Source organism: Megasphaera sp. UBA4233, assembly GCF_002395615.1.
GTDB lineage: Bacteria > Bacillota > Negativicutes > Veillonellales > Megasphaeraceae > Megasphaera > Megasphaera hexanoica.
This window is the reverse complement of record NZ_DGXL01000010.1, coordinates 1-22580: the sequence shown is the minus strand read 5'-3', so window position 1 is coordinate 22580 and position 22580 is coordinate 1. Positions and strand designations below refer to the sequence as shown.

20 protein-coding genes, 1 other RNA gene and 1 pseudogene are annotated in these 22580 nt (G+C 47.8%); 6 read left to right on the top strand and 16 right to left on the bottom strand.

Annotated features, from left to right (window positions below; all coding sequences use genetic code 11):
- Positions 1 to 13: 13 nt before the first annotated feature.
- The 5 genes from dnaX to B2U90_RS02140 all read right to left on the bottom strand — a co-directional run bounded on the left by dnaX (position 14) and on the right by B2U90_RS02140 (position 5553).
- The gene (gene dnaX, locus B2U90_RS02160) at positions 14 to 1957 is read right to left on the bottom strand and encodes a DNA polymerase III subunit gamma/tau (protein ID WP_292016996.1); all 1944 of its coding nucleotides are present in this window, start codon (positions 1955 to 1957) and stop codon (positions 14 to 16) included.
- A 50-nt stretch (positions 1958 to 2007) separates the two neighbouring features.
- An RNA gene (ffs, locus tag B2U90_RS12595) (signal recognition particle sRNA large type) lies at positions 2008 to 2227 on the bottom strand.
- 52 nt (positions 2228 to 2279) lie between these two features.
- Positions 2280 to 3377: an OmpA family protein gene (locus B2U90_RS02150; RefSeq protein ID WP_292016995.1), complete on the bottom strand. Its 1098-nt coding sequence runs from the start codon at positions 3375 to 3377 to the stop codon at positions 2280 to 2282.
- Between the two features lie 160 nt (positions 3378 to 3537).
- The gene (locus B2U90_RS02145; RefSeq protein WP_113855135.1) at positions 3538 to 5088 is read right to left on the bottom strand and encodes a M20/M25/M40 family metallo-hydrolase; all 1551 of its coding nucleotides are present in this window, start codon (positions 5086 to 5088) and stop codon (positions 3538 to 3540) included.
- 15 nt (positions 5089 to 5103) lie between these two features.
- Positions 5104 to 5553 (bottom strand): GtrA family protein, encoded by a 450-nt coding sequence (locus B2U90_RS02140; RefSeq protein WP_059076205.1) that lies wholly within the window; start codon positions 5551 to 5553, stop codon positions 5104 to 5106.
- A gap of 165 nt (positions 5554 to 5718) precedes the next feature.
- Here B2U90_RS02140 and B2U90_RS02135 point away from each other — a divergent pair, with 165 nt between their 5' ends.
- Positions 5719 to 6309 carry a phosphoribosyltransferase family protein gene (locus B2U90_RS02135; RefSeq protein WP_059076206.1) on the top strand — a complete coding sequence of 197 codons (591 nt, stop codon included), beginning with the start codon at positions 5719 to 5721 and terminating at the stop codon, positions 6307 to 6309.
- A gap of 58 nt (positions 6310 to 6367) precedes the next feature.
- On the opposite strand, the gene B2U90_RS02130 is transcribed toward B2U90_RS02135, so the two are convergent.
- The 4 genes from B2U90_RS02130 to dapF form a co-directional block, all read right to left on the bottom strand.
- Entirely contained in the window at positions 6368 to 6955 is a 588-nt protein-coding gene (locus B2U90_RS02130) for a hypothetical protein (RefSeq protein ID WP_059076207.1), read from the bottom strand.
- A 114-nt stretch (positions 6956 to 7069) separates the two neighbouring features.
- Positions 7070 to 8218, bottom strand: coding sequence for a DNA/RNA nuclease SfsA (gene sfsA / locus B2U90_RS02125; RefSeq protein ID WP_292016994.1), 1149 nt, complete (start codon positions 8216 to 8218; stop codon positions 7070 to 7072).
- Complete coding sequence (locus B2U90_RS02120) at positions 8208 to 9098, bottom strand: ROK family protein (RefSeq protein ID WP_292016993.1); 891 nt, start codon at positions 9096 to 9098, stop codon at positions 8208 to 8210. Before B2U90_RS02120 ends, sfsA begins: the two co-directional genes overlap by 11 nt.
- Positions 9099 to 9227: 129 nt before the next feature.
- Positions 9228 to 10067, bottom strand: coding sequence for a diaminopimelate epimerase (gene dapF / locus B2U90_RS02115; RefSeq protein ID WP_170087349.1), 840 nt, complete (start codon positions 10065 to 10067; stop codon positions 9228 to 9230).
- A 177-nt stretch (positions 10068 to 10244) separates the two neighbouring features.
- On the opposite strand from dapF, the gene B2U90_RS02110 reads away from it, so the two are divergent.
- Positions 10245 to 11084 (top strand): AraC family transcriptional regulator, encoded by an 840-nt coding sequence (locus B2U90_RS02110; RefSeq protein WP_292016992.1) that lies wholly within the window; start codon positions 10245 to 10247, stop codon positions 11082 to 11084.
- A 20-nt stretch (positions 11085 to 11104) separates the two neighbouring features.
- On the opposite strand, the gene B2U90_RS02105 is transcribed toward B2U90_RS02110, so the two are convergent.
- Positions 11105 to 13384, bottom strand: coding sequence for a hydratase (locus B2U90_RS02105; RefSeq protein ID WP_292016991.1), 2280 nt, complete (start codon positions 13382 to 13384; stop codon positions 11105 to 11107).
- A 314-nt stretch (positions 13385 to 13698) separates the two neighbouring features.
- Between B2U90_RS02105 and B2U90_RS02100 the strand changes: the two genes are divergently transcribed.
- Positions 13699 to 15039: a citrate synthase gene (locus tag B2U90_RS02100; protein ID WP_292016990.1), complete on the top strand. Its 1341-nt coding sequence runs from the start codon at positions 13699 to 13701 to the stop codon at positions 15037 to 15039.
- 2 nt (positions 15040 to 15041) lie between these two features.
- Positions 15042 to 16037 (top strand): isocitrate/isopropylmalate dehydrogenase family protein, encoded by a 996-nt coding sequence (locus B2U90_RS02095; RefSeq protein WP_292016989.1) that lies wholly within the window; start codon positions 15042 to 15044, stop codon positions 16035 to 16037.
- Positions 16038 to 16118: 81 nt separating this feature from the next.
- On the opposite strand, the gene B2U90_RS02090 is transcribed toward B2U90_RS02095, so the two are convergent.
- Both B2U90_RS02090 and deoD read right to left on the bottom strand, forming a co-directional pair.
- The gene (locus B2U90_RS02090) at positions 16119 to 16433 is read right to left on the bottom strand and encodes an MGMT family protein (protein WP_236699646.1); all 315 of its coding nucleotides are present in this window, start codon (positions 16431 to 16433) and stop codon (positions 16119 to 16121) included.
- A gap of 28 nt (positions 16434 to 16461) precedes the next feature.
- Positions 16462 to 17169, bottom strand: coding sequence for a purine-nucleoside phosphorylase (gene deoD, locus B2U90_RS02085; protein WP_292016988.1), 708 nt, complete (start codon positions 17167 to 17169; stop codon positions 16462 to 16464).
- A gap of 163 nt (positions 17170 to 17332) precedes the next feature.
- On the opposite strand from deoD, the gene B2U90_RS02080 reads away from it, so the two are divergent.
- Complete coding sequence (locus B2U90_RS02080) at positions 17333 to 18289, top strand: NAD(P)H-dependent glycerol-3-phosphate dehydrogenase (RefSeq protein ID WP_059076216.1); 957 nt, start codon at positions 17333 to 17335, stop codon at positions 18287 to 18289.
- A 111-nt stretch (positions 18290 to 18400) separates the two neighbouring features.
- Here B2U90_RS02080 and B2U90_RS02075 read toward each other — a convergent pair whose 3' ends face one another.
- A complete protein-coding gene (locus B2U90_RS02075) occupies positions 18401 to 19150 on the bottom strand; it encodes a hypothetical protein (protein WP_059076217.1) in 750 nt (249 codons plus the stop codon).
- An 82-nt stretch (positions 19151 to 19232) separates the two neighbouring features.
- Positions 19233 to 19766: a DUF2148 domain-containing protein gene (locus B2U90_RS02070; protein ID WP_150824823.1), complete on the bottom strand. Its 534-nt coding sequence runs from the start codon at positions 19764 to 19766 to the stop codon at positions 19233 to 19235.
- 213 nt (positions 19767 to 19979) lie between these two features.
- Between B2U90_RS02070 and B2U90_RS02065 the strand changes: the two genes are divergently transcribed.
- Complete coding sequence (locus B2U90_RS02065) at positions 19980 to 21302, top strand: hemolysin family protein (RefSeq protein WP_292016987.1); 1323 nt, start codon at positions 19980 to 19982, stop codon at positions 21300 to 21302.
- A gap of 19 nt (positions 21303 to 21321) precedes the next feature.
- Here B2U90_RS02065 and B2U90_RS02060 read toward each other — a convergent pair whose 3' ends face one another.
- A complete protein-coding gene (locus B2U90_RS02060; RefSeq protein WP_292016986.1) occupies positions 21322 to 22128 on the bottom strand; it encodes a hypothetical protein in 807 nt (268 codons plus the stop codon).
- A gap of 27 nt (positions 22129 to 22155) precedes the next feature.
- Positions 22156 to 22580, bottom strand: a pseudogene (locus B2U90_RS02055) (DNA topoisomerase IV subunit B); the annotation flags it as partial.

Below are 22580 nucleotides of genomic sequence, written 5' to 3'. Positions count from 1 at the left end.
CCTGATTTTCTGATTATTTTTTAGTTTCTACATATATATGACAGTCTCCCAGCTTCTCGAGCAGTGGGTTCAAAACCTGACGCGCTGCCGCAGGGATATCCCCGGGAGCCACAGATGTCATGACCGCATCTTCTTCCGATACAGATACTGTATCGGATTCTGTTTTTTCCGGAGAAGCGGGAGATCGGGTCACCGTGATTTCACTGTTTTTTTTTTCGTAGCCTTCCAGTTCGGGATCTCCTTCCTGATAGGCTCTCATGTGATAGCCCTTGCCCAAAATACCGGCCAGAGCTTCATCAACGTATTTATAATAATCTTCCCGGTTGGCCCGCTTTACCATAAAGGCCGATTTTAATACCAGGATGACTTCTGTTTCTCCAATATATAGGACCCTGCCCAGGCGTATACACGATACGACCTGCATTTTTTTCTTTTTTTCCAATATCTGACAAACCTGTTTCCAGACGGCATCATAATTTTCCGGCACCGGCAGCGAATGGGACGAAGCCGTTTCTGGTATGGGAACAGGCGATGGCGATGCACTGGCAGAAGAAGCCTGTGCTGCCGGAATATCTCTGGATACGGGCTGTACGGACGCCGGTGGCGGTTCCTTGTCCTGTATAGGCGGAACAGATGATACGCCTGCAGGAGGCGTCCTGAAAAATCCGGCATCGTCATACGGTTCGTCTGGCAAATCCCCGGAATGAGAAAATTCATCGTCTGGCAGGGGAATTTCTTCTCTTTCTTTTTTAGTACTTCCCGCTGGCACCCTGATCTGGCATAAGGCTTGTTCCAGCCGCGTCACCCGGTCGGTCAGTGCCTGGATCTGCGCCGCACCTGCCGAGGTATCCGATACGGCATGAGTACTGGTGCTTCCTCCCTGGCTGGCCATGAGCAGCCCCATTTCCACGGCAACACGCGGTGCCGGCGAATTTTTTGCCGTCATAAGTGCTTCCTGAAGCACTCCGAGAATGCGGAAAACCTGTCCCGGTTCGACGCGTCCTGCCTGTTCTGCCAGTTCTTTCATCGAATCGGCATATGCCGAAAGTGTATCTGATTCAGGCGCTGCCTGATACAGCATGAGCGCCCGCAGATGTTCCAATAATTCAGTCAGTATGACCCGGGGTTCTTTTCCCATGCGGACAATATCATCGACGGCACTGATGATGACATCTCCCTTATGGGAAAATACGGCATCGGCCAGGGAAAACAACCAGTCCCGGCCAACCAGCCCCAGAAGATTCCGGACCAGGGTTTCATCGATAGTCCCATCAGCATTGCTGACACACTGGTCCAGAAGACTCAGAGCATCGCGCATGCCACCGTCTGCCTGCACGGAAAGGATATGGGCAGCTCCCTTGCTAATATCAATATGCTCTTTATCGGCTATATAAAGAATCCGTTCTGCTATATCCTGACTGGTAATGCGGCGAAATTCATAACGCTGACAGCGGGACAAGATGGTCATCGGAATTTTTTCCGGTTCTGTCGTGGCCAGGATAAAGATCACATGGGCCGGCGGTTCTTCCAGTGTCTTTAGAAGCGCATTGAAGGCTTCTGTCGTCAGCATGTGCACTTCATCAATAATGTAAATCTTTTTGCGTCCTTCAGCCGGCATAAATTTAATCGTTTCCCGCAAATTCCGTATATCTTCAATACTGCGATTGGATGCCGCGTCGATTTCTATGACATCGAGGGATTCCCCGGCAAGGATATGGCGGCATACATCGCACGTATTGCATGGGTGGGACGTCGGCCCATGGACACAATTCATGGCCCTGGCAAAGATTTTAGCCGTACTGGTCTTACCTGTGCCACGGGGACCGGAAAACAGGTAGGCATGAGCTACTTTATCCGTATCTATTGCTTTTTGCAGAGTTTCCGTAATCTGGCGCTGACCCACTACGTCTTCAAAGGTTTTGGGACGCCATTTACGATATAGCGCAATATATGCCATGATAGTCCTTTCGGAAAGATGTAAAAAAAAGCAGCTAACGGCATAGCTGCTTTGACCAACTGAAAAGTACTCGTGTATGACAACCCGTCAGGTTGCCTCATGGCACATGGAAATGACTACTTATCGCTGCTTCCTCTCGGACCTGACGAGGTTCATAGGTTTCCATTGCACAAGTCCCGACGGATTGCCACGCACCAGTACTTTTATTCTGTTAGCTATGTAATTATATCGTATAAATGGAAAAATAGCAAGCATTTTTACATTGTAAAATCAGCATAAAAAAGGCCTGTCAATAGGCAGGCCTTTTGAGTACATCGTATTTTTATTTGTGTTCCCAGATATCAACGCGGCGGTTGTCAGCACGGCCCTGATCCGTGTCGTTGCTGGATACAGGATCATGGAAGGATTTGTAATCCAGGATCATCTGAGAAGCCGGTACGCCATTATTGACAGCATACTGAGCTACATTATCTACACGGCGTTTGGAAAGATCCGTGTTGTATGCATCGCTGCCCTTAGAGTCTGTATTCCCCGTCAGTTTGAACTGTTCTGTCGGGTTGGCCTTGGCAACGGATACGAAGTTGTCCAGTTTGCCCTGTTCGGAAGCCAGCGGCTGATCTTCATCAAAACCGAAGTGGATGCTGTCGAGATAGTAATCATTGTATACATGCGGAGCTTCTACAGGAGCCGGTGCCGGAGCTTCATAGACAGGAGCCGGTGCTTCTTCTACAGGAGCTGCTTTGTGGCCGCCGCCGAAGCGGTAGGACAAGCCGGCGATGAAGCCTTTATAGGAAATATTGGCATCATCTTTCAGATCGATTTCGCCTTTGTCAGCCAGTTTCGTGTTGAGGTAACGGTAACCAGCGCTGATGTCGAGGTCCGGCGTAATGCTGTAGCCGAGGCCGGCTTCCCACATGGATGTGCTCTTCGTTCCGAGAGCGCCCTTGGCATAGATGTCGAAATTCTTGGCAAGCGGTGCTTTGGCGATAAGGCCGATCTGAGCTACGTTATTGGTGTCGCTCCAACCGCCGAGGTCGTTATTGATACGGTTCCAGCCGGCGAATACGGCAAAGTTTTTATTGAGGCCATAGACGAGGTTGACTTCGTGTTCGTCACCGTCTGTCTTATAACCTGCTGTTTCATGATTGCCTTCAGTTTTCAGGCCATAGTAATTATACTGTAAGGCCAGTTTGTCCGTAAAGGCATAAGAAAGGCCGCCCTGGAAATTCCATTTGGAATCAGAGCTTACATCTCCACTGTTAGCACCCCAGTTGGAAGAATCTACTTCAGCCTTCGGATTCCAGGCGCCGAGGTCAATCTGCCACTGGCCCTGTTCAAACTGTGTCTGCGGAGTTGCAAAGGCAAACGAAGATACGCACGCTGCAGCAGCAACGAGTGTCAATACTTTCTTTTTCATCATAAGTATCCCACGCTTTCATAAATAAATGCATCATTGATTCATAACAATTTCTAATAAAAAATCATTACGGACCTTTGTTACGTCTTTATACTACCACTTGATTGTTACAGTTTTGTTACAATTTTCTGGAAAGTACGATAAAAAAGAATTACAGTTTGCTCTATTCTGCCGTTTCTCCTACATAGCTTATAATTTTGCGCAATATATTGGGAAGCCGGGAGGATACACTGTCTATATTGACCCGTTCAGTCCGTTCATGCAGGTCTTTGCCCCAGGGGCCGAGAAGAAGGAAGGGAATCTGCATTTCTTCCATGGCGCCAAAATCAAACCCATAGGATTTTCCCCACAGCGGCAGATTATGTTCCAGCAGGGATTCATCCATGTCCGGATTGACACAGCAGTAGCTGCAGTCGGAGACACCATTAAAATAATGATCATAGCGAACATCGGTCATCTCGCCGATAATCTGCCGAAGTCCGTCATACCGCGTGTCATGAAGAATCAGGCTGTCTGCCGCAGGGTAATAAGGCGGTGCAAAGGCAATGACGACCATAGGCTGATTCATGCCGGTAAAATCGAGGACCGCTTCCAGAAGGCGTATCGTTTCCTGGGCATAAGACGTTTCACCTTTTTGTAATCGGATAAAGCTGTTATTTTTGGCATTTTCATAGAATACATCGAATCCCGGGTAATCTTCTGCCTGTTTCAGTAGTTCGGCACTGGTCATGACTTCCATCGAAAGGGCGGGACTGACATGGCTCAAAGCATCGGAAACGGCTTTTTGCGCCACATTTCGCAACAGATACATGACATCTTCCGGCGTCTTCGTATAAGTCATGAAATTAGCACAGCCTGCAGCACGCTGTGGCAGGGATACATCGTATTTATCCTTGCGGTCCCGCTGGAAAATCCAGGCTGGCGGCGGCGTCATTTCGTCACCACAAGTATCAGCCAGAGACGCATCACCTTCCGTTTCCGCCACGATCCGGGACAATACCCCCAGTGGATTGATTCCCTGCTGATAATTGCCGACATGGACCGATTTTCCCTGTACGATGACGACAGGTAGGAGCTTTCCTACCGACCCGGTAAATGCCACGATTTTCCCATTTTTCTTTTCGTTAGGTTCACTATTGATGAGAACGCGGTAAATGAGCCCATACGTATCACGCAGATCTTTCAATACCGGAACGGCTGTCCGCATTCCCGTCGAATATGATTCTTCATCAGGCAGGGAGACAAAAAGCAGGCCGGCTTCACCACCACCCTGGGCAGCATATTCTTCGAAAACAGCCAGCTGGGCAGCCGCTCCGCCTTTCATATCGCAGGAACCGCGTCCGACCATCCATTCTCCGCTCTTTAAATCGGAAAGGACGGATTCGTCTTTTTCGAACTGTATCAGTTCCTGCAGAAGTTTTTCCGGAGAAAAAGCGTCATCCCGCAAAATGCCATACGCTTCCGTACCGACGACATCATGATGATTGAGGAAAATGACCGTATCCTTTTTCCGCCCCGGTATAAACCCGCAGACGACAGACCGGCCGGCCGGATCGTTGGGAACGCGCATGAGGCTGACTCTTACGATTTCCCCCATGGAAGACAGTTTTTTCTGCAGATATTTTTCCATATCGACTTCTTTTTCCGTATTCGTTTCGCTGTCAATGGCAATCATTTCTTTCAGGATATCCAGTACACGCTGATTTTTTTCCATAACCCCATCCCCTTTTTATTTGAAAATCCATTTTTTTCGTGACAAATAATTCCATACGGTTACAATAGCACTGGCCATGATCTTTGCCGGGAGCGGCGGCAGTCCCAAAATAGATGGCGATGTAAAAATCCACATGAGGAGCAGATTCCATCCCAACCCGATGACACTGACGAGGAATACGAGAGAAATTTCTGCACCGCGCTGATAACGGCTGCCACTATCGAACACGAAGACGTTACAGAGAATATAATGGTACAACGTCGAAAAGGCAAAAGCCAGTGTCGTCGCCACCAATACATTCTGCGTCTGCAGAGGAAACATGGATGCTCCTGTCAGTACCTGAAAAATCAAATAAAAAAGGCCCCATTCCAAGAGAGCTGCACTGCCGCCGACAAGAAGATACATGAACAATTTCATGTATTCGTTGTTTGTATAATCAAATCCAAAAATTTTTTTTTGTTTCATACGGTCCTTTCCGCAGCAGTATATTACATCTATGCCAGCAATTGTCATAGCATATTTTTATTATAGGACATATAGAAAATAAATGCCACAAATTTATCATTTCTATGGCATAATTATTAAAAAAAATGTATACTGAATATAGAATTCTCCAGGAGGTGATAAAATATGGTCTATGCATCAGAATCAACATATCAAGTAGAATTTAATCATCACGCATATACGCTGCCCGTCTGCCCGGGAGCCGGCGGCATCAGCCTGGTAAAAGTCGATTTTATACATAATCCATATTTAATGTACGATGCGGCAGTGGAAGCTAACCGTTACATGAATCACAATATCAGCAATCATATTGATATCATCGTGACACCGGAATGCCGCTGCATTACCCTGGCAACACAGCTGGCTTTCATGAACGGCTGCCAAGTCATCATGCTCCGTAAATCCTTGTCTGCCGATGAAGAGCAGCGTCCCTTCTGGAGCGGAACCTACCAGTCTCGTACGCATAACAGGCCGGAACACCTCTATCTGACAGAAGATAAAGCCCGGATGATGGCGGGGAAACAAGTCCTGGTTCTCGACGACGTATCGAGTACGGGAAAAACCTTTATTGCCATCCATAACGTGTTGGAAAACGTAAACGTGCGGGCCTCTTTCTTTGCTATTTTTGATGAAGATTGTGAAAAAGACAAACAACTGGCAACCCTGCCTTCATACTACTTCCTGAAGACACTGCCTGTACCGGATTACAGTGAATAAAAAAGAGACTGCCGATGCCGTGGCATCAGACAATCTCCTCCCTATTCATAAACGATAGTTATTCTTCTACTCCTGTCAGTTCCAGGCATTCTTTCCGTGCCGAATCTTCACAGGAACGCATAGCCAGAATCGTCTTTTCAAAAAGGTCATTCAAATCCCAGCCCAGCATTTCTGCACCGTTTTTGATGACGTCCCGGGAGCAACCGGCGGCAAACCGTTTGTCCTTGAATTTCTTTTTCAGGCTCTTGACTTCCATATCTTTGGTGCTTTTCGATGGGCGCATCTTGGCAGCTGCCCAGATAAGGCCTGTCAGTTCGTCCGCAGCATAGAGTACCTTTTCCATCATATGTTCCGGTTTGACATCGACCGTCAGGCCGTATCCATGACTGACGACGCCGTGGATGAGCTTGTCATCGGCATGGATTTCAGCCAGGAGTTCCGGCGCTTTCTTGCAATGCTGTTCCGGATATTTTTCAAAATCAATATCATGGAGAAGGCCTACGAGACCCCAGAAATCAACATCATCACCATATCCCAGTTCCTGGGCATACCAGCGCATAACGCCTTCAACGGTCAGGCCGTGCATGATATGGAACGGTTCCCCGTTATATTTACGAAGTAATGCAATTGCATCCGATCTTTCCATATTATATATACCCCCTTGTGTTTACATCAGATTAGTATTCATTATATCATAGAAAAAAGCCGTGGCCAGCATTTTTTTGCCACGGCTTCTATACTTTTAGAACATAGTTCTAATTTATATACAGGCATCTACATCCGGATTGAGACGATTCATGCGGAAATCTTCGACAATCTGGATAAAGTAAGGCAGGTGGATGGGATTCTCTGAAAAACCGAATAAGTGACTGGCACAATCACAATCGGTACAGCCAAAACCATCTATCCGCCATCCGGCAATGCCATCGACAGCATGAGCCAGATCATGCTCCAGGTCCTGAGATGTACGGATGGGAATAGCTGCAACCGTATCAGCATACTGGCGCAGGTAATCGATGTGCCAGTGCATATTCTTACGGCGCCTTGTATGACGGGCCAGCCGGGCTGTGAGATGTTTCCGGGCCGATCCTGTATAGACATAATATCCAGCTGGAAAGTGCAGGTTCCCCCTGGCTCCAATGACTATATCCATCGTCTCTTCCAGATGCATGACAAAGAGATAGTCACCACTATCATGATTTTCTCTTACAAGTACCGCTTCAGGATACGAAAGAAGGCGCACAGGCACCGGTTCCGTAAAGGACGGAGTCCAGGAAAGGGCCAGTGCCTTCCAGTCCAGTTCCGGTGCTGCTTCCATGAATGCCGAAGCAAAATCTGGGTCCGTATGATAATCCGGCAGGAACCATCGGGCCCGGTCCCAGTGTACGAGAAACAAAAGTCCTGTATGAATACCCTGACGATGCATGGATGCCAGTTCCAAAATATGCTTGCGCCCCCGCGCCGTGACAGCGTCGGGAAACATGGCTCCCGTGCGGCTGAACAGAGTACACGATTTAACTTCTACATAAAATAATTCTTTCCCCCGGCCCAGGAGCAGGTCAAACCGGCTGTCCCCGACCGTTACTTCCCGGCGCAAAAGGTTCCAGTCTTCCCATCCTGGAACCTTTTTTTCGGTAATCAGGCGGGCTGCCGTATCATTATTGTACTGTGTGTCGAGGAGAATGGGCACACCGTCTCGTTCTACGCCCACTACATCCCAGGCCGTCCGCCGTTCCGGTTTGGCACTGTGCCGGACATAGAGCTTTGTACCCGGGTACAATAATTCCCACATCCGTCCCGGATTAGGCATGTGGCAGCGTTCTTCTTTGCCATGAATAGACACAAAAGCGATGAACCGGTTGGGACGGCTGATAAAATATCCAATTTCTACAGGTTCGTTATATATCATGATGACGTACTTTCTGTAATAACCAGTATAAAGCGCCACTCAGAGCTGCCGTTTCTCCCAAATGGGCAAAGGTGACGCGTGTATGCTCATATACTATTGGCCGGAGACGTTTTTTGAGTTCCTCCGTCAAAAGAGGGCGGATATACCGCATCTGAGCAGCCAGACTGCCACCGATGATGACCATATCGGGGTTATAAAGATAACAGATATTGGCAATTCCGGCGGCCATATGATCGATAAGACGGCGGATTGCCATGACTGCCACGACATCACCGCTTTTTGCCTGACGGAATAGTTTTTTTTCATCCAGCGATGCTGCCGGAACCTGACGGGCTGCAGCGACGTTCTGAAGCAGTGCCTGTATAGAAGCAGCCTCACCAAAAGTTGCGGATGAACCGATTTTCATATAGCCGATTTCTCCGGCACTGAACGAGGCGCCGTGGAGCACACATCCATCGATGACAACGGCACCGCTGATGCGATTTCCCATACTCAGGCAGAACAGAAGATGAGACCGCTGTCCGGCACCGAGCCAGTATTCCCCCAGAGCCGTGCACTTGACTGTATTTTCCACGCTGCAGGGAAGTCCACAGGCTGCCGACATGGACTCTGCCAGTGGGTAATCCTGTTCTATGTCTGTTTCTTCTCCCGAAAGAATAATTCCCTCTCCCGGTTCGACCAAACAGGGAACGGATAAAGCCAGACCGCCCAGTGTTTCTTCCCCGTCATAGGAACGGACAATAGCATGGAGTGCCTGTACTACCGATTTCCAATCTCCCTCCGTTATTGGTATTTCCCTGGATTCCGACATCTGTCCCGTTTCATCGGACAGACTATAAACAACCACATCCGTGCGGATATCGGCACATATATAATTCATAGGCACACATCCTTTCCCATATCGGTAAAATCTGACTGGCATTCTTTTCTAGTATAGCATATTTCCTGCCCCGGAGACACGAAAAAAGAGCTATCCCTAAGACAGCCCTTTCATTTCTCTTATACTCTTTTAATCTTCAAGCCATTCACCGGTAAAGGTAACGGCGGCCGGACCCGTCATATATACGTTGCCATCTTCTTCATTGTACTCAATATGAAGCGTACCCAGATATAACTGGACATCGACACTGCGTCCGGTAAAGCCATTGAGGAAAGAACCGACTGCACAGGCGCAGGAACCGGTCCCGCAGGCCAGAGTAGCGCCAGCGCCGCGTTCCCATGTATGGACTTTGATTGTATGGTCATCAATGACCTGTACAAAATTCATATTCGTCTTACGGGGAAAAGCTTTGTACGTTTCAAATTTAGGCCCCAGTTCGGGAAGATTGACGGCTTCGACATCTTTGACGTAGGTCATCGTGTGGGGTACGCCCATGAGAAGGCTGGTAATATGATAGGTTTTGCCATCGATTTCAACGGGTTCATCAATGACGGGGCCTGCCGGGCCTTCCATAGGAATCTGGGCACGGTCTGTAAACGGTTTACCCATATTGATAGTGACCAGGCTGACTTTGCCATCTTCTCCTATGGTCACTTTCGGTTTCATAATGCCTGCCAGTGTTTCTACAGCAAATTCTTTCTTCTGGATAATGCCGTGATCATACACATATTTGGCAAAGCAGCGGATACCATTACCACACATTTCCGCTTCACTGCCATCGGCATTGATGATCCGCATGCGTACATCGGCTATATCGCTGGGAACGATCACGATGATGCCATCAGCGCCAATTCCCGTATGAGGAGCACACATCTTTCTGGCAAGACCGGAAAAATCTTTATCGGCGCCATTTTTATCTTCCAGAAATACGAAATCATTGCCTAAGCCGTGCATTTTTACAAATTTCATAGGATATACCTCCCAAACTCTATCTATTCCTATACAGACACATTCACTTTTTCTTGAAATCTCACAACTAGTATTATACAATAACCGAAAGTGACAAGTATATGTAAATAATGCTATATATATTGCAAATACTGTTTAGTCGAAGAAAATACATTCATTAAAAAAAAGGAGAAAGTGATGGCAGAAAAAACAGGATATCTTCATGAAAAGTTCCGGTTGTTCCACGTCTGCGATAAAAAGGCCTGGACCTGTCCGTACCATTATCACGACTTCGATAAAATCACGCTGTTCCTACAGGGACATGTCACATATGATATTGAAGGCACATCGTATGTACTGCAGCCCTTCGATGTCGTCGTCATTCCTGCCGGTCAGATTCACCGTCCGGTCATCGCCGGTGATGCCGTCTATGAACGGATCATCGCCTATTTGTCTCCTTCCTTTATTGATACCTTTGCCCGCCGCGGTTTTCCCGTCCTTCCTGTATTTCAGACACCTTCACCGATTCTGCGTCAGCATCAGGAAGCAGGCAGCGTATACAGTACAGCCTGCCGGCTCCGCCAGGCCTGGATGGTCAGCGGAACAGCCGGTGATATCCTGAAAGAAGCCATATTTACGGAATTTCTCATATATCTTACCCAGGCCGTCAACGAAAAGAAAATAGGCTATGTCCATCAGAACAAAAAAAATGAAAAAATCATACAAGTCATGGATTATATAACCGCCCATCTGACAGAAAAACTGACCATTCCATCTATTGCCCAGGCCTGTTTTCTCAGTCCGGATTACATTATGCATCTGTTTAAAGAAGAAACGGGACTTTCCATCGGCCAATATATAACGACGAAACGGCTGCAAAAAGCCCGCCACCTCATCGAAGAGGGGCGGGCTCTCACGACCGTATGTTACGACTGCGGTTTCACTCATTATTCCACGTTTTACCGGGCCTGGAAAAAGCAATATGCCATTGCTCCCAAACACGGCAATCAAATCCTCGATTCAGATTTTACGGAATAATCTCACATACTATGGATATGTCAGCGGTTGCGATTGAAATTGATAAGACATCCGGCTTTGACGATTTCTTTTTCCGTATCCGTCATAGGCGCAATGTAGAGATCCATCTCTTTCCACGATCCGACGACGTAAGCCCTGATATGCTGCAGATCACCGGAAAGGGCCTGACGTACATTAGGAATGAAGATGTAATCGCCCACTTCAAATTCCGGTTCTCCCCGCATCTGGAACGGCAGCATACCCCAGTTCATGACATTGGAACGATATCGTTTTGTCGCATATTCCTGACAGATATTGGCCAGTCCTCCGAGGACGCGCTGGCAGCTGGCTGCCTGTTCACGGGCAGAACCGTCACCGGGACGGGTACAGTAAATCATACTGCCGATTTCCGTCGTCTTCATGGAAGCTTTCGGAAAATGCTGACCGATTTTTTCATAAACAGCTTTTATATCAGAATCTACTCCTGCCGGGCATTGTCCGGAAAGACGTGCCAGTTCCAGTTTCCGGACCTCTTTGGCCCGTCCTACGTATGCCGGATCACGGCGGGATAAAGTAAATTCAGCCAGTCCCAGAGGATTGGAACGGTATGAACTCGTTTCGCCAGACGGAATCAGTTCGTCTGTCGTCGTGACCGCATCAGTGATTTTGGAACATACCCGGAGAAGGATATCATCAGCAAGCGATTCCATAGCCGGCCAGTCTTTGATGTTCGGGCCATAAATGAGATCTGCACTGGTTTCCGCTTTGCCAAATCCGTGGTATACGCGGGCTGCATAGGCACTGTCATCATAGTCATAAGGAGGTACTTCATAGTCATCAGCATACACTTCAGCTGATGTGAGGACACCGCCATTGGCAGCTGTTGCCGCAATAGAACGGGCATCCATCAGCGCCACGGCAGAAAACTGTCCCTGACCTGGCTTACTGCCTTCACGGTTCGGGAAATTCCGCGTCGTATGACGGATACTGAGTGTATTATTAGCTGGCGTATCGCCTGCGCCAAAGCAGGGACCGCAGAACGCTGTCTTAAAGACAGCCCCCGCTGCCAGAAGTTCTGAAACGGCGCCTTTTTTTACGAGGTCCATATAGACCGGCTGGCTGGACGGATACACATCGAGAGAAAATACGCCATTGCCACACGACGCGTTTTTCAAAATGTGAGCTGCTGCCATGACATTGACATAGTTGCCTCCGGCACAACCAGCTATGACGCCCTGCTGGACATGCAACCGGCCATCGACGAGCTTATCGGTCAGACTGAAGGGAATATCCCTGTCTCCGATGAGTTCCTGTGCCCGTTTTTCTGCTTCCCTCAGAATATCACCGGCATTCTGATTGAATTCGTCGATTTCATAGGCATTGCTCGGATGGAATGGAAGGGCAATCATCGGTTTGATCGTTGAAAGATCTACTTCGACAAACCCATCATAATATGCCACATCAGACGGATTTAATTCTTTATACGCATCGGGACGCCCATGCTGGGTAAGATAGGCTTTCGTATCGTCGTCAGTACGCCATACGGATGACAGACACGTCGTTTCTGTCGTCATGACATCGACACTGTTGCGGTAATCCGTCGTCATAGAAGCGACACCCGGTCCGACAAATTCCATGACCTTATTTTTGACATAGCCGTTTTTGAACACGGCACCGACAATGGCAATCGCAATATCATGGGGCCCTACGCCGGGACGGGGACGGCCCGTCAGATATACGCCGACGACACCGGGATAGGCAATATCATAGGTGTCACAGAGAAGCTGTTTGACCAGTTCACCGCCACCTTCCCCCATAGCCATCGTCCCCAGGGCACCATACCGGGTATGGCTATCTGAGCCCAGGATCATGCGGCCGCAGCCGGCCATTTTTTCCCGCATATACTGATGGATGACGGCAATATGGGGCGGTACATAGATTCCACCGTATTTTTTAGCCGCTGACAGTCCAAAGAGATGGTCATCTTCATTGATCGTGCCACCGACTGCACAGAGGGAATTATGACAGTTGGTCATGACATACGGCAGTGGAAACTTCGTCATGCCCGATGCCTTTGCAGTCTGGATAATACCTACGAAGGTAATGTCATGGGAAGCCATGGCATCAAATTTTATTTTCAGATGATCCATATCCGGAGCCGTATTATGCTGTTTTAAAATAGAATAGGCAATAGTCCCTTTCTTTCCTTCTTTTTTAGAAAGAGCATGACCGGCCAAAGTCTCTGCCCTTTTTTCTTCTTGTTCCGGAACGACTTCTGTCCCATGGATGAGCCAGGCACCACCGTCAAATAGCTTTATCATCGCCTTGATTCCTCCCTTATTGTACAATTGTTTGTGTTTGCTGATATTGAAATTAACGTAAATAATTTTCATATAGTGAAAATATTATTCGTTACGTCCATATTATATCATAATTATTCTTATCCTGCCTAGTGTCAGAAATGGGAAAATTATTTTCGTCATTCGTTTTACTTTTCCCGTAATTATGCTATAATAACTTATACTCTCAGAGAGCTTGGCGGAGTAAATCTATGAATGTATAAATATAAAAAAATGATAAATATTTAAAAATTTTCATTTCGTTATTTATACCGTATCGGAAAGAGAGGAATTTCATGGATAAGAATATTTATCTGGCGCAATTTTATGGCAAATCACAAAACTACACACAGATTCCGCGTGACTGGTTCCCTAAATTTGGCGTCAAACGGGGTCTGCGTAATGAAGACCATACAGGCGTATTAGTCGGTCTGACCCGGGTTGCCGATGTCGTCGGCTATAAACGCGACGCCGATGGCAATAAAATAGATTGTGACGGTATCCTGTACTACCGCGGAATTGATATTCGTACTCTCATCGAACGGGAAGATTACCACGGTTTTCTCTATGAAGAGGCTTGTTTTCTCCTTCTTTTCGGCTATCTGCCGACACGGGAAGAACTCGATGCATTCTGTAAAGTCCTGCAGAGCGGCTACGACCTGCCTGACGAATTTCTGGAAATGAATCTCCTGCGTCTGCCCGGCAAAAACCTGATGAATAAATTACAGCATGCGCTCATCACATTGTACAATTATGACCCCGATCCGGACAATATCGATGTCTATCAGACCTTGCGTAAAGGGCTCAATATTATGAGTAAACTGCCCTCTATTGCGGTTTACGCCTATATGTCCAAAGTACACTATTACAACAGGCAGAGTCTGGTCATCCACTATCCCCGCAAAGATTACTCGACGGCTCAGAATATTCTTTCCATGCTCCGCCTGGATGGCAGATTTACCGAAGAAGAAGCACATCTTCTCGATATTCTTCTCTTTCTCCACGCCGATCACGGCGGTGGTACCAACTCGACCTTTGCCAACCTCGTCGTATCCTCTACCAATACAGATATCTATTCTGCCATGGCCGCTTCTGTGGCAGCCCTCAAGGGACCTCGTCACGGCGGTGCCAATGTCAAAGTTTCCATCATGATGGAGCGCATCATTGATGCCATCGGCATCAAAGCGACCGATGCCCAGATGGAAGATGTCGTACATAGAATCCTGCAGAAAAAATTCAAGAATCACAGCGGTCTGGTCTACGGGTTTGGTCATGCTGTCTATACTCTTTCCGATCCCCGTGCGGAAATCATGCGTCACTTCTGCGGCATCGTCGCCAAAGAAAAGGGCATGGATGAAATATACAATTTCTACCGCCGCTTTGAAAAGGTAGCCATAAAGACTCTTTCCGAAGCAAAAGGGACCCATATGTGCAGCAATGTCGATTACTACAGCGGCTTTGCCTATCAGCTTTTGGGCATCCCCCGTGATTTGTACACGCCACTCTTTGTCATCAGCCGTTTCGTCGGCTGGCTGGCTCATAATATCGAACACAAACAGTACGACGACCGCATCGTCCGCCCGGCTGCCAAGTATGTCGGCGAAATCCGCGAATACATTCCTATGGAGGATCGATAACCATGAAAACTATTACTGTATTTAAAGGCGATGGCATCGGCCCTGAAATCACTGACGCTGTCATAGATATCTTGAAAGCTGCCAAGGCACCGCTGGAATATGAATGTTTCAACGTAGGAGCTGCCGAATACGAACGGCACGGTGCCCTCGTACCAGATGACGCATTCCAGTCGTTTGAAAAGACGCATATCCTGCTCAAATCACCAATTACAACGCCTATTGGCACGGGATTCCGTTCCATCAACGTCATGCTGCGCAAAAAATACGATCTTTTTGCCAATATCCGTCCGGCAAAATCCAATACGGCCGTCAAGACACCATTTCCCAACGTCGATCTGGTAACATTCCGTGAAAATACAGAAGATTTATATGCCGGCGTGGAAGAAAAGATAAGTGATGATGAAATGCATTCCATCAAAATCATCACCCGTCATGCCAGCAGCCGCATCATCCGCGCCGCTTTTGAATATGCCCTGTCCCACAACCGCCATAAAGTGACTTGTGTCCACAAGGCCAATATCATGAAACTCAGCGATGGCATGTTCCTGTCTATTTTCCGCGAAATTGCCAAAGAATATCCCCAGATTGAAAGTGATGACAAAATCGTAGATAACACGTGCATGCAGCTGGTCATGCATCCGGAAAATTTCGATGTCATGGTCATGCCCAATCTATACGGCGATATCATTTCCGACCTGACAAGCGGCCTCATCGGCGGACTGGGACTTCTTCCGTCCATGAATATCGGTAGTGACTATGCCATGTTCGAAGCCGTCCATGGCAGTGCTCCCGATATTGCCGGCAAACACATCGCCAATCCGACAGCCCTTCTCTGGTCGGCCTGCATGCTTCTCGAATACATAGGCGAAACAGACACGGCCAAAGCTATCCGCCGTGCCGTTGACGACGTGCTGGCCGAAAGGAAATACCTTACTCCTGACCTGGGTGGAACAGCTAAAACGGAAGAATACCGCGACGCTATCATCGCCAAGTTTTAAAACAGAAGATATGATAAAAGCGATGTATCTGTAATGGCTATCATGACAGATACATCGCTTTTTTATATCGTGATTTTCTTTTTAAGTCATACCTTCATTCCATTGAAATATTTTCATATCTACACAGCCATTTTTCTTAAATACAACGCCTTCTTTCTCCAAAAGTTTCCTTTGTGATGAAAAAGAAGGTGCCAGTCTGCCGGCACTATTGACAACCCGATGGCAGGGATATCTGCCATAATATTCCGCCATACTCAGGACTTTTCCTACCAGACGGGCATTATTATCTCTGCCAATGAGCCGTGCAATCTGTCCGTAAGAAGCGACCCGTCCTTCCGGTATTTCGCTGACCACAGAAAGGATTTCATAAATCAGGTCATCATGTAACATAGTCATATCACTGCCTTCTGCCGAACTAATCATCTCATTCGCTTACTGCCGTATCGAGGGCAATGCGGATCATGTCATTGAAGGAAGTCTGCCGTTCTTCTGCCGTGCAGGCAGCCCCCGTCAGGAGATGGTCACTGACCGTAAAAATCCCCAGGGCATGGGCTTTATATTTTGCCGCCATGATATACAGAGCGGCCGTTTCCATTTCTACGGCCATGATGCCATAATCGGTGAGTTTTTTATTATCGATTTCTTCATCATAAAACCGGTCTACGGAGACGATATTGCCGACGCGGACCGAAAGGTTATGTTCTCTGGCTTTTTCATAGGCTGTGCGGAGAAGGTCAAAATCAGCCAAAGGAGCATAGTTGATAGACGGGCCAAAGATATTCCGGATAATCGATGAGTCCGTCGTCGCTCCCTGGGCGATGAGAACATCGCGAAGATGGATATCTTCCCGCATGGCACCGCATGTACCGACGCGGATCAATTTCGTTACACCGTAACTTTCAAGGAGTTCATGGACGTAAATAGAAATAGACGGAATCCCCATACCCGTTCCCATGACAGAAACACGCTGCCCTTTATAGGTGCCGGTATATCCCAGGATATTTCGCACCCTGTTAAAACACCGGGCGCCTTCCAAAAAGGTTTCAGCAATATATTTTGCCCGCAAAGGATCTCCGGGAAGTAATATACGGTCTGCAATCTCTCCATCTCTGGCTTCAATATGTAAACTCATAATAAGGACTCCTTTCGTCGTTCAGAAATGTCTACATACGTATTGTATCATGAATCCTATGCCCTGCCTAATTTTAACCTGCTTATGATTCATGGTATAATATAAAAGCACAGGGATATATCCTGTTATGTCGAATATTGTATCATCCGGAGGTTTTCTCTTTATGAATATTACTGTCTTAGGCTGTGGCCGCTGGGGAACTTTTCATGCCTGGTATGCTCACCGCATTGGCCATAATGTCACTCTCTGGGGCCGTCCCGGTTCTCCCCATCTGGCAGAACTTATTTCACAACGTCAGAATGAATACCTTCATATGCCTCTTGACATTGCTCTTACGGCCGACCTGACCGCCGCCCTGGCCGGTGCCGATATCGTCATTATCAGTATCAGCGCCCAGCAGCTGCGCAGTCTGGCCAAACAGATCAGGGCTACGCGCCTGACCCACATGCCCTTCGTCCTTTGCATGAAAGGATTGGAAACAGGGTCAGGTAAGAGACTTTCTACAATCATGAAAGAAGAACTGGGCGAAGACGCACGTACTGTCGTATGGGTGGGTCCGGGTCATGTACAGGATTTCCTTTCCGGTATGCCGAATTGCATGGTCATGGCATCAGATAATAAAGAACGGACACGGCGCATTGCCGATATTTTTAGCAGTCCCCTGATCCGCTTTTATTATGGCACGGATCTATTAGGCACGGAAATCGGTGCAGCCGCTAAAAATGTCTATGGCATCGCTGCCGGCATGCTCGACGGGTTCCACTACAGCAGCCTCAAAGGCGCTCTCATGGCCAGAGGTACCCATGAATTATCCCGGCTCGTCGCCGCTATGGGAGGCAGTGCCATGACCGTATACGGCCTGAGCCACCTGGGAGACTACGAAGCGACTCTTTTTTCCCAGCACAGCAACAACCGGCGGTTCGGTGAAGATTTCATTTTACAGAAACCATTTCATAAATTAGCCGAAGGAGTATATACCTGTGAAGCACTCATGGATTTATCGGCTCAATGGCAGGTAGAGCTGCCTATTACACAGGCTATTTATGATATCCTTTTCCAGCACAAAGATCCGGCAGAAGAACTGCGTACGCTCTTCCTTCGTTCCCAGAAAGAAGAATAAGTCCCGGATTACGGTCATAAAGAACAGGCTGTCGCATAAAGCAGTATTTGCTTCATGCAGCAGCCTGTTTTTATAATGCACAGAAACTATATCCAACGGTATACAAATATCTTATTCCGTCTTTTCTATAGTGACCGTCGTGCCATTGTCTGTTGTAACTTTGGATGTCGTATCCGGAGCCGTTTCTTTCTGTTCCGGCGCATTATGTTCCGCTATCGTCTTGGCATCAGCCGGACTGACAGGAGCAACGACCGGTGTAGGTGCTGGTTCCTGTGTAGAGGTATTCTGTGAAGCCTGTGCTGTTCCATCCACGGTAGTTGCTGTACCGCCTGCTACTGCCGCCGCTGCCGCCGCTCCATTGTCATCGGCTACGACACCAGCCCAGATAGAAATGATTTTGCCATTTTCTACACCGAAACTATATCCGCCAAACGCATTGGGCAGGGACGGATTGGGTTCCATAGCGTAATGATAGTAGGTGACGCCATTGACTTCCCCTTTTCTTTCGCAGGGGCCGTATTTTTCTGTAATGACGGCTTCATCCATACCGACGCCGACACCAGCCGGCGTATTCAGTCCATTATGCCCTGAAGAAAGGACAGTAAAAACAGTGCTGACATCAGAAGGATTCGATGTAACGACAAAAGAATTGCCATAGGTGTAGGTTGCCTGCGTCGGCGTATCAAAATTCGTTGAATCAGGCTGGCCATAAAGGCTCTTCATATAACTAACAGCCGAGCCGGGACCGATGCCACCGACAAGGACCTGGTCATATGGTATAGCAGCCAGACAGACCGAGGCGCTCATAACGGCTCCTGTAACGAGAATACATACTTTTTTCAAAATCTGCTGAAACTTCATGATACTTCCTTCTTTCCCTGTATTTCAATCCGTATCTAGTATAGCAGATACAGAAAAAATGTGAACTATCAGTTTATACTTTTTACCGGTCAAAAAAGGGATCCTTTCCAGAAACGGATATGGCAATACCCAGCCACTTATATTCACAACCATAGGGCATTTCACCTGCCGCTTTTCCAATAGACGCATAAATCCGGCTGTCGGTCAGCTCCCGGTGTGCCGCCAGCGCAGCGGAAGACAAGGCAATGCCCAGATCGACGTAGATATACGCACAATTGCCACCGGCTTCCCGGCAGCTGCCGCAATCGCCAAAATCACAGAAATTACAGTGAGCCAGGCCGCGGTAGCTTTTTTCAATACCGATGAGAACTACGGCGTCGGCCTGCCGTACATTGCCTGCATCCCGTCCATACCAGTGCTGCCAGGAATCACCAAAATATTTCTTTCCGATTTCTTCCATTTTATCAGCCAGCGCATCCTTTTCTTCTCCCGTAACGACCAGCGTATGGATACCATCAATATGCCGCGTTTTCGGCGCTGTCCTGGCTGCTGCACACATGCGGGCCGCCGTTTCCAGAACGGCTTTTTTTTCCATTTCATCCCCTGTATAAATCATCGCCTATCATCCTCCTTGAAATAATGTTTCTTTTTCTATCATACCAGAGTCTGCCCCGGCCTGCCAGTATAGACCAGAATAATGAAACGGAATGTTTCCGCTATCACCTTGCCTAAACAGAATAAACACGTTATAATACTCATCAAATACCCATATTTTGAATTTAAAAAGGAGTTGCTATCAGATTTGGATGTCTCGCTAGGGGAACAATTTATGGTCATCGTATTGCTCATCATCGGGAATGGCATTTTTTCTATGCTGGAAATGTCCATCGTCAGCTGTAGTCAGGCCCGTCTGGAGGCTTTGGTAGAGGAAGGAAACAATTCTGCCCGTATTGTCATCCGGTTGCGGGAAAACCCGAATAAAATGTTTTCTACCGTACAATTCGGCATGACTCTGGTCAGCCTGCTCACCGGTGTCTATGGCGGTACAGCCATGGCAGAGCCCATGTCCCATTCTCTCATAGACCTCTATCCGCCTATAGCTCCTTATGCCTACTCAGTTAGCCTGACAACGCTGGTCATTGCCATTACCTATCTGACATTGATTCTGGGAGAACTGGTTCCTAAACGTCTGGCTATTGATAATCCAGAACGGATTGCCTGTTTTCTGGCCCGCCCCATGTTGTATTTTTCTTCTCTCTGTACACCGCTGGTATGGTTTCTGTCTGCTTCGACGGCAGCCGTTATGAAACTCATGGGGGCCGGTCATCCACAAAAGAAACCCGTCACAGAAGACGAAATCAAGCTGCTCCTCGAACAGGGAGCCGAGCTGGGTGCCTTTGCCAAAGAAGAGCCGGAACTGGTAGACCGCGTATTCCGTCTCGGCGATATGGATGTAAGCGATATCATGACTAACCGTACCCAGGTGGACTGGATTGATTTGGAAGATCCGGAAGAAACGGTCATCAGAGAAATGTTAGACTGCCATCATCTGATCATGCCGGTAGGACGTGGGTCACTCGACGATTTTGTCGGCGTCGTATCCATTACCGATGTTTTTGGCAAATATCACGCTTCCGTCCTTAAACAGCATACACCGTCGATGATACAGATTCTGGAGGACAGCCTGCGCCGGCCTATCTATGTTCCCGAATCGATGGATATTATGAAAGTCGTCCAGACTTTCCGCGAACACGGTGTCCATGAAGCGGCGGTCCTCGATGAATATGGCAGCCTGAGCGGCATCGTCACGCTCCATGACATTCTGGAAGAACTACTGGGAATCATGCCTGCCGGTGAAGAGGAAAAGCAGGAAGAAGCCAACCGCATCATCCGCCGCGGCCCCGGCGAATGGCTCATGGAAGGTCTGCTCACAATCGAAGAATTTAAAGATTTCTTTGACCTCGATGAAGACCTTCCCGGAGAAGAAGACGATCTATACAAAACACTGGCCGGATTCGTTACGTATAAAATAGGCCGTATCCCTACTGAAACGGATACATGCAGCTGGAAAAACTTCACTTTTGAAGTCATGGATATGGATAATCTCCGCGTCGATAAAATTCTGGTAACAAAAAAAGAGACCGCTGAATGAGCGGTCTCAATTTTTTTTATCATACCCAGATTCCAATGCCGCCGTGGCCATGGTGATGCCATCCGCCGCCCCATCCGACACCGATACCGATGCCAATCGGCCTGCGTCCGGAATCGTGATTCGATGAATCAGCAGGCTCAATGACTTTAACGGTCCGGGTAATGGTACGTACCGTGTTACCCATGCGTAAATCGATAACAAGGTCTGCCTTCCCTTCCGATTTAGACACGATATTCATTTTTTCAGAAATATCGGCTACAGAAGGATTCAGACTGGTAATTTTGATATCATAGGGCAGTCGTCCCGGCATGCGGACGCGCAGGATGCCATAGCTTCCCATCGGTATTTTACCTGGATATACCGTCACTTCTGCCTTATCGAGCAACTTTTCCGGCGTTCCCAGAATGAGTACGGCATCATCATTATCCTGTAATTTCCAGACACAGGAATCATCTTTAGCAACAAAATAACTGCCTATAAGGATGTGACTGTCCGTATCATATGCTTTGACACTATAGAAATAGTCACCAGTAAGATTTTTTTCTACCCGGTAATAGTATCGTCCCGTATCTTGTGGGAGTCCTGTCTTTTCACGGGAAATTCCCTCAACAGCTCCTGTGACGGCATTATATACGCGGCCTGATGTAACATAATACTTGTTTGTATTTTTCATATGTACAGCCGGATCGGTAATGACGACCGGCTGTATCTGTTCTGCCACAGACGGTGCCGCCTCAGCCGGCAACACCGTACCAGACGCCAGCACAGAAAGCGTACAGGCGCACCACAGCGCTGTGCAAAGACTTACATGCCAAATTCGTTTCATCAGACATCCCCCCCTCAAGGAAATCTCTTACAAATCCAGATTGCGGACTTTCTTTGCATTTTCTTCAATAAATTTACGACGCGGTTCCACCTTATCTCCCATGAGGACGGAGAAAATCTTATCGGCTTCTACAGCGTCTTCCAGGTGTACCTTAAGCATAGTGCGATTCGCCGGATCCATCGTCGTTTCCCAGAGCTGTTCCGGATTCATTTCACCCAACCCTTTGTACCGCTGTACGACAACCGAGCTGTCTTTTCCCAATTCTTCCAACTTGGCATTCATCGCTTCATCCGTATAGAGATACCATACCTGTTTTCCCTTGCGTACCTGGTATAACGGCGGCTGGGCAATATATACATGGCCCTGTTCAATCAGCGGTTTCATAAACCGGTAGAAAAATGTCAGAAGCAGTGTACGGATGTGGGCACCATCGACATCGGCATCGGTCATGA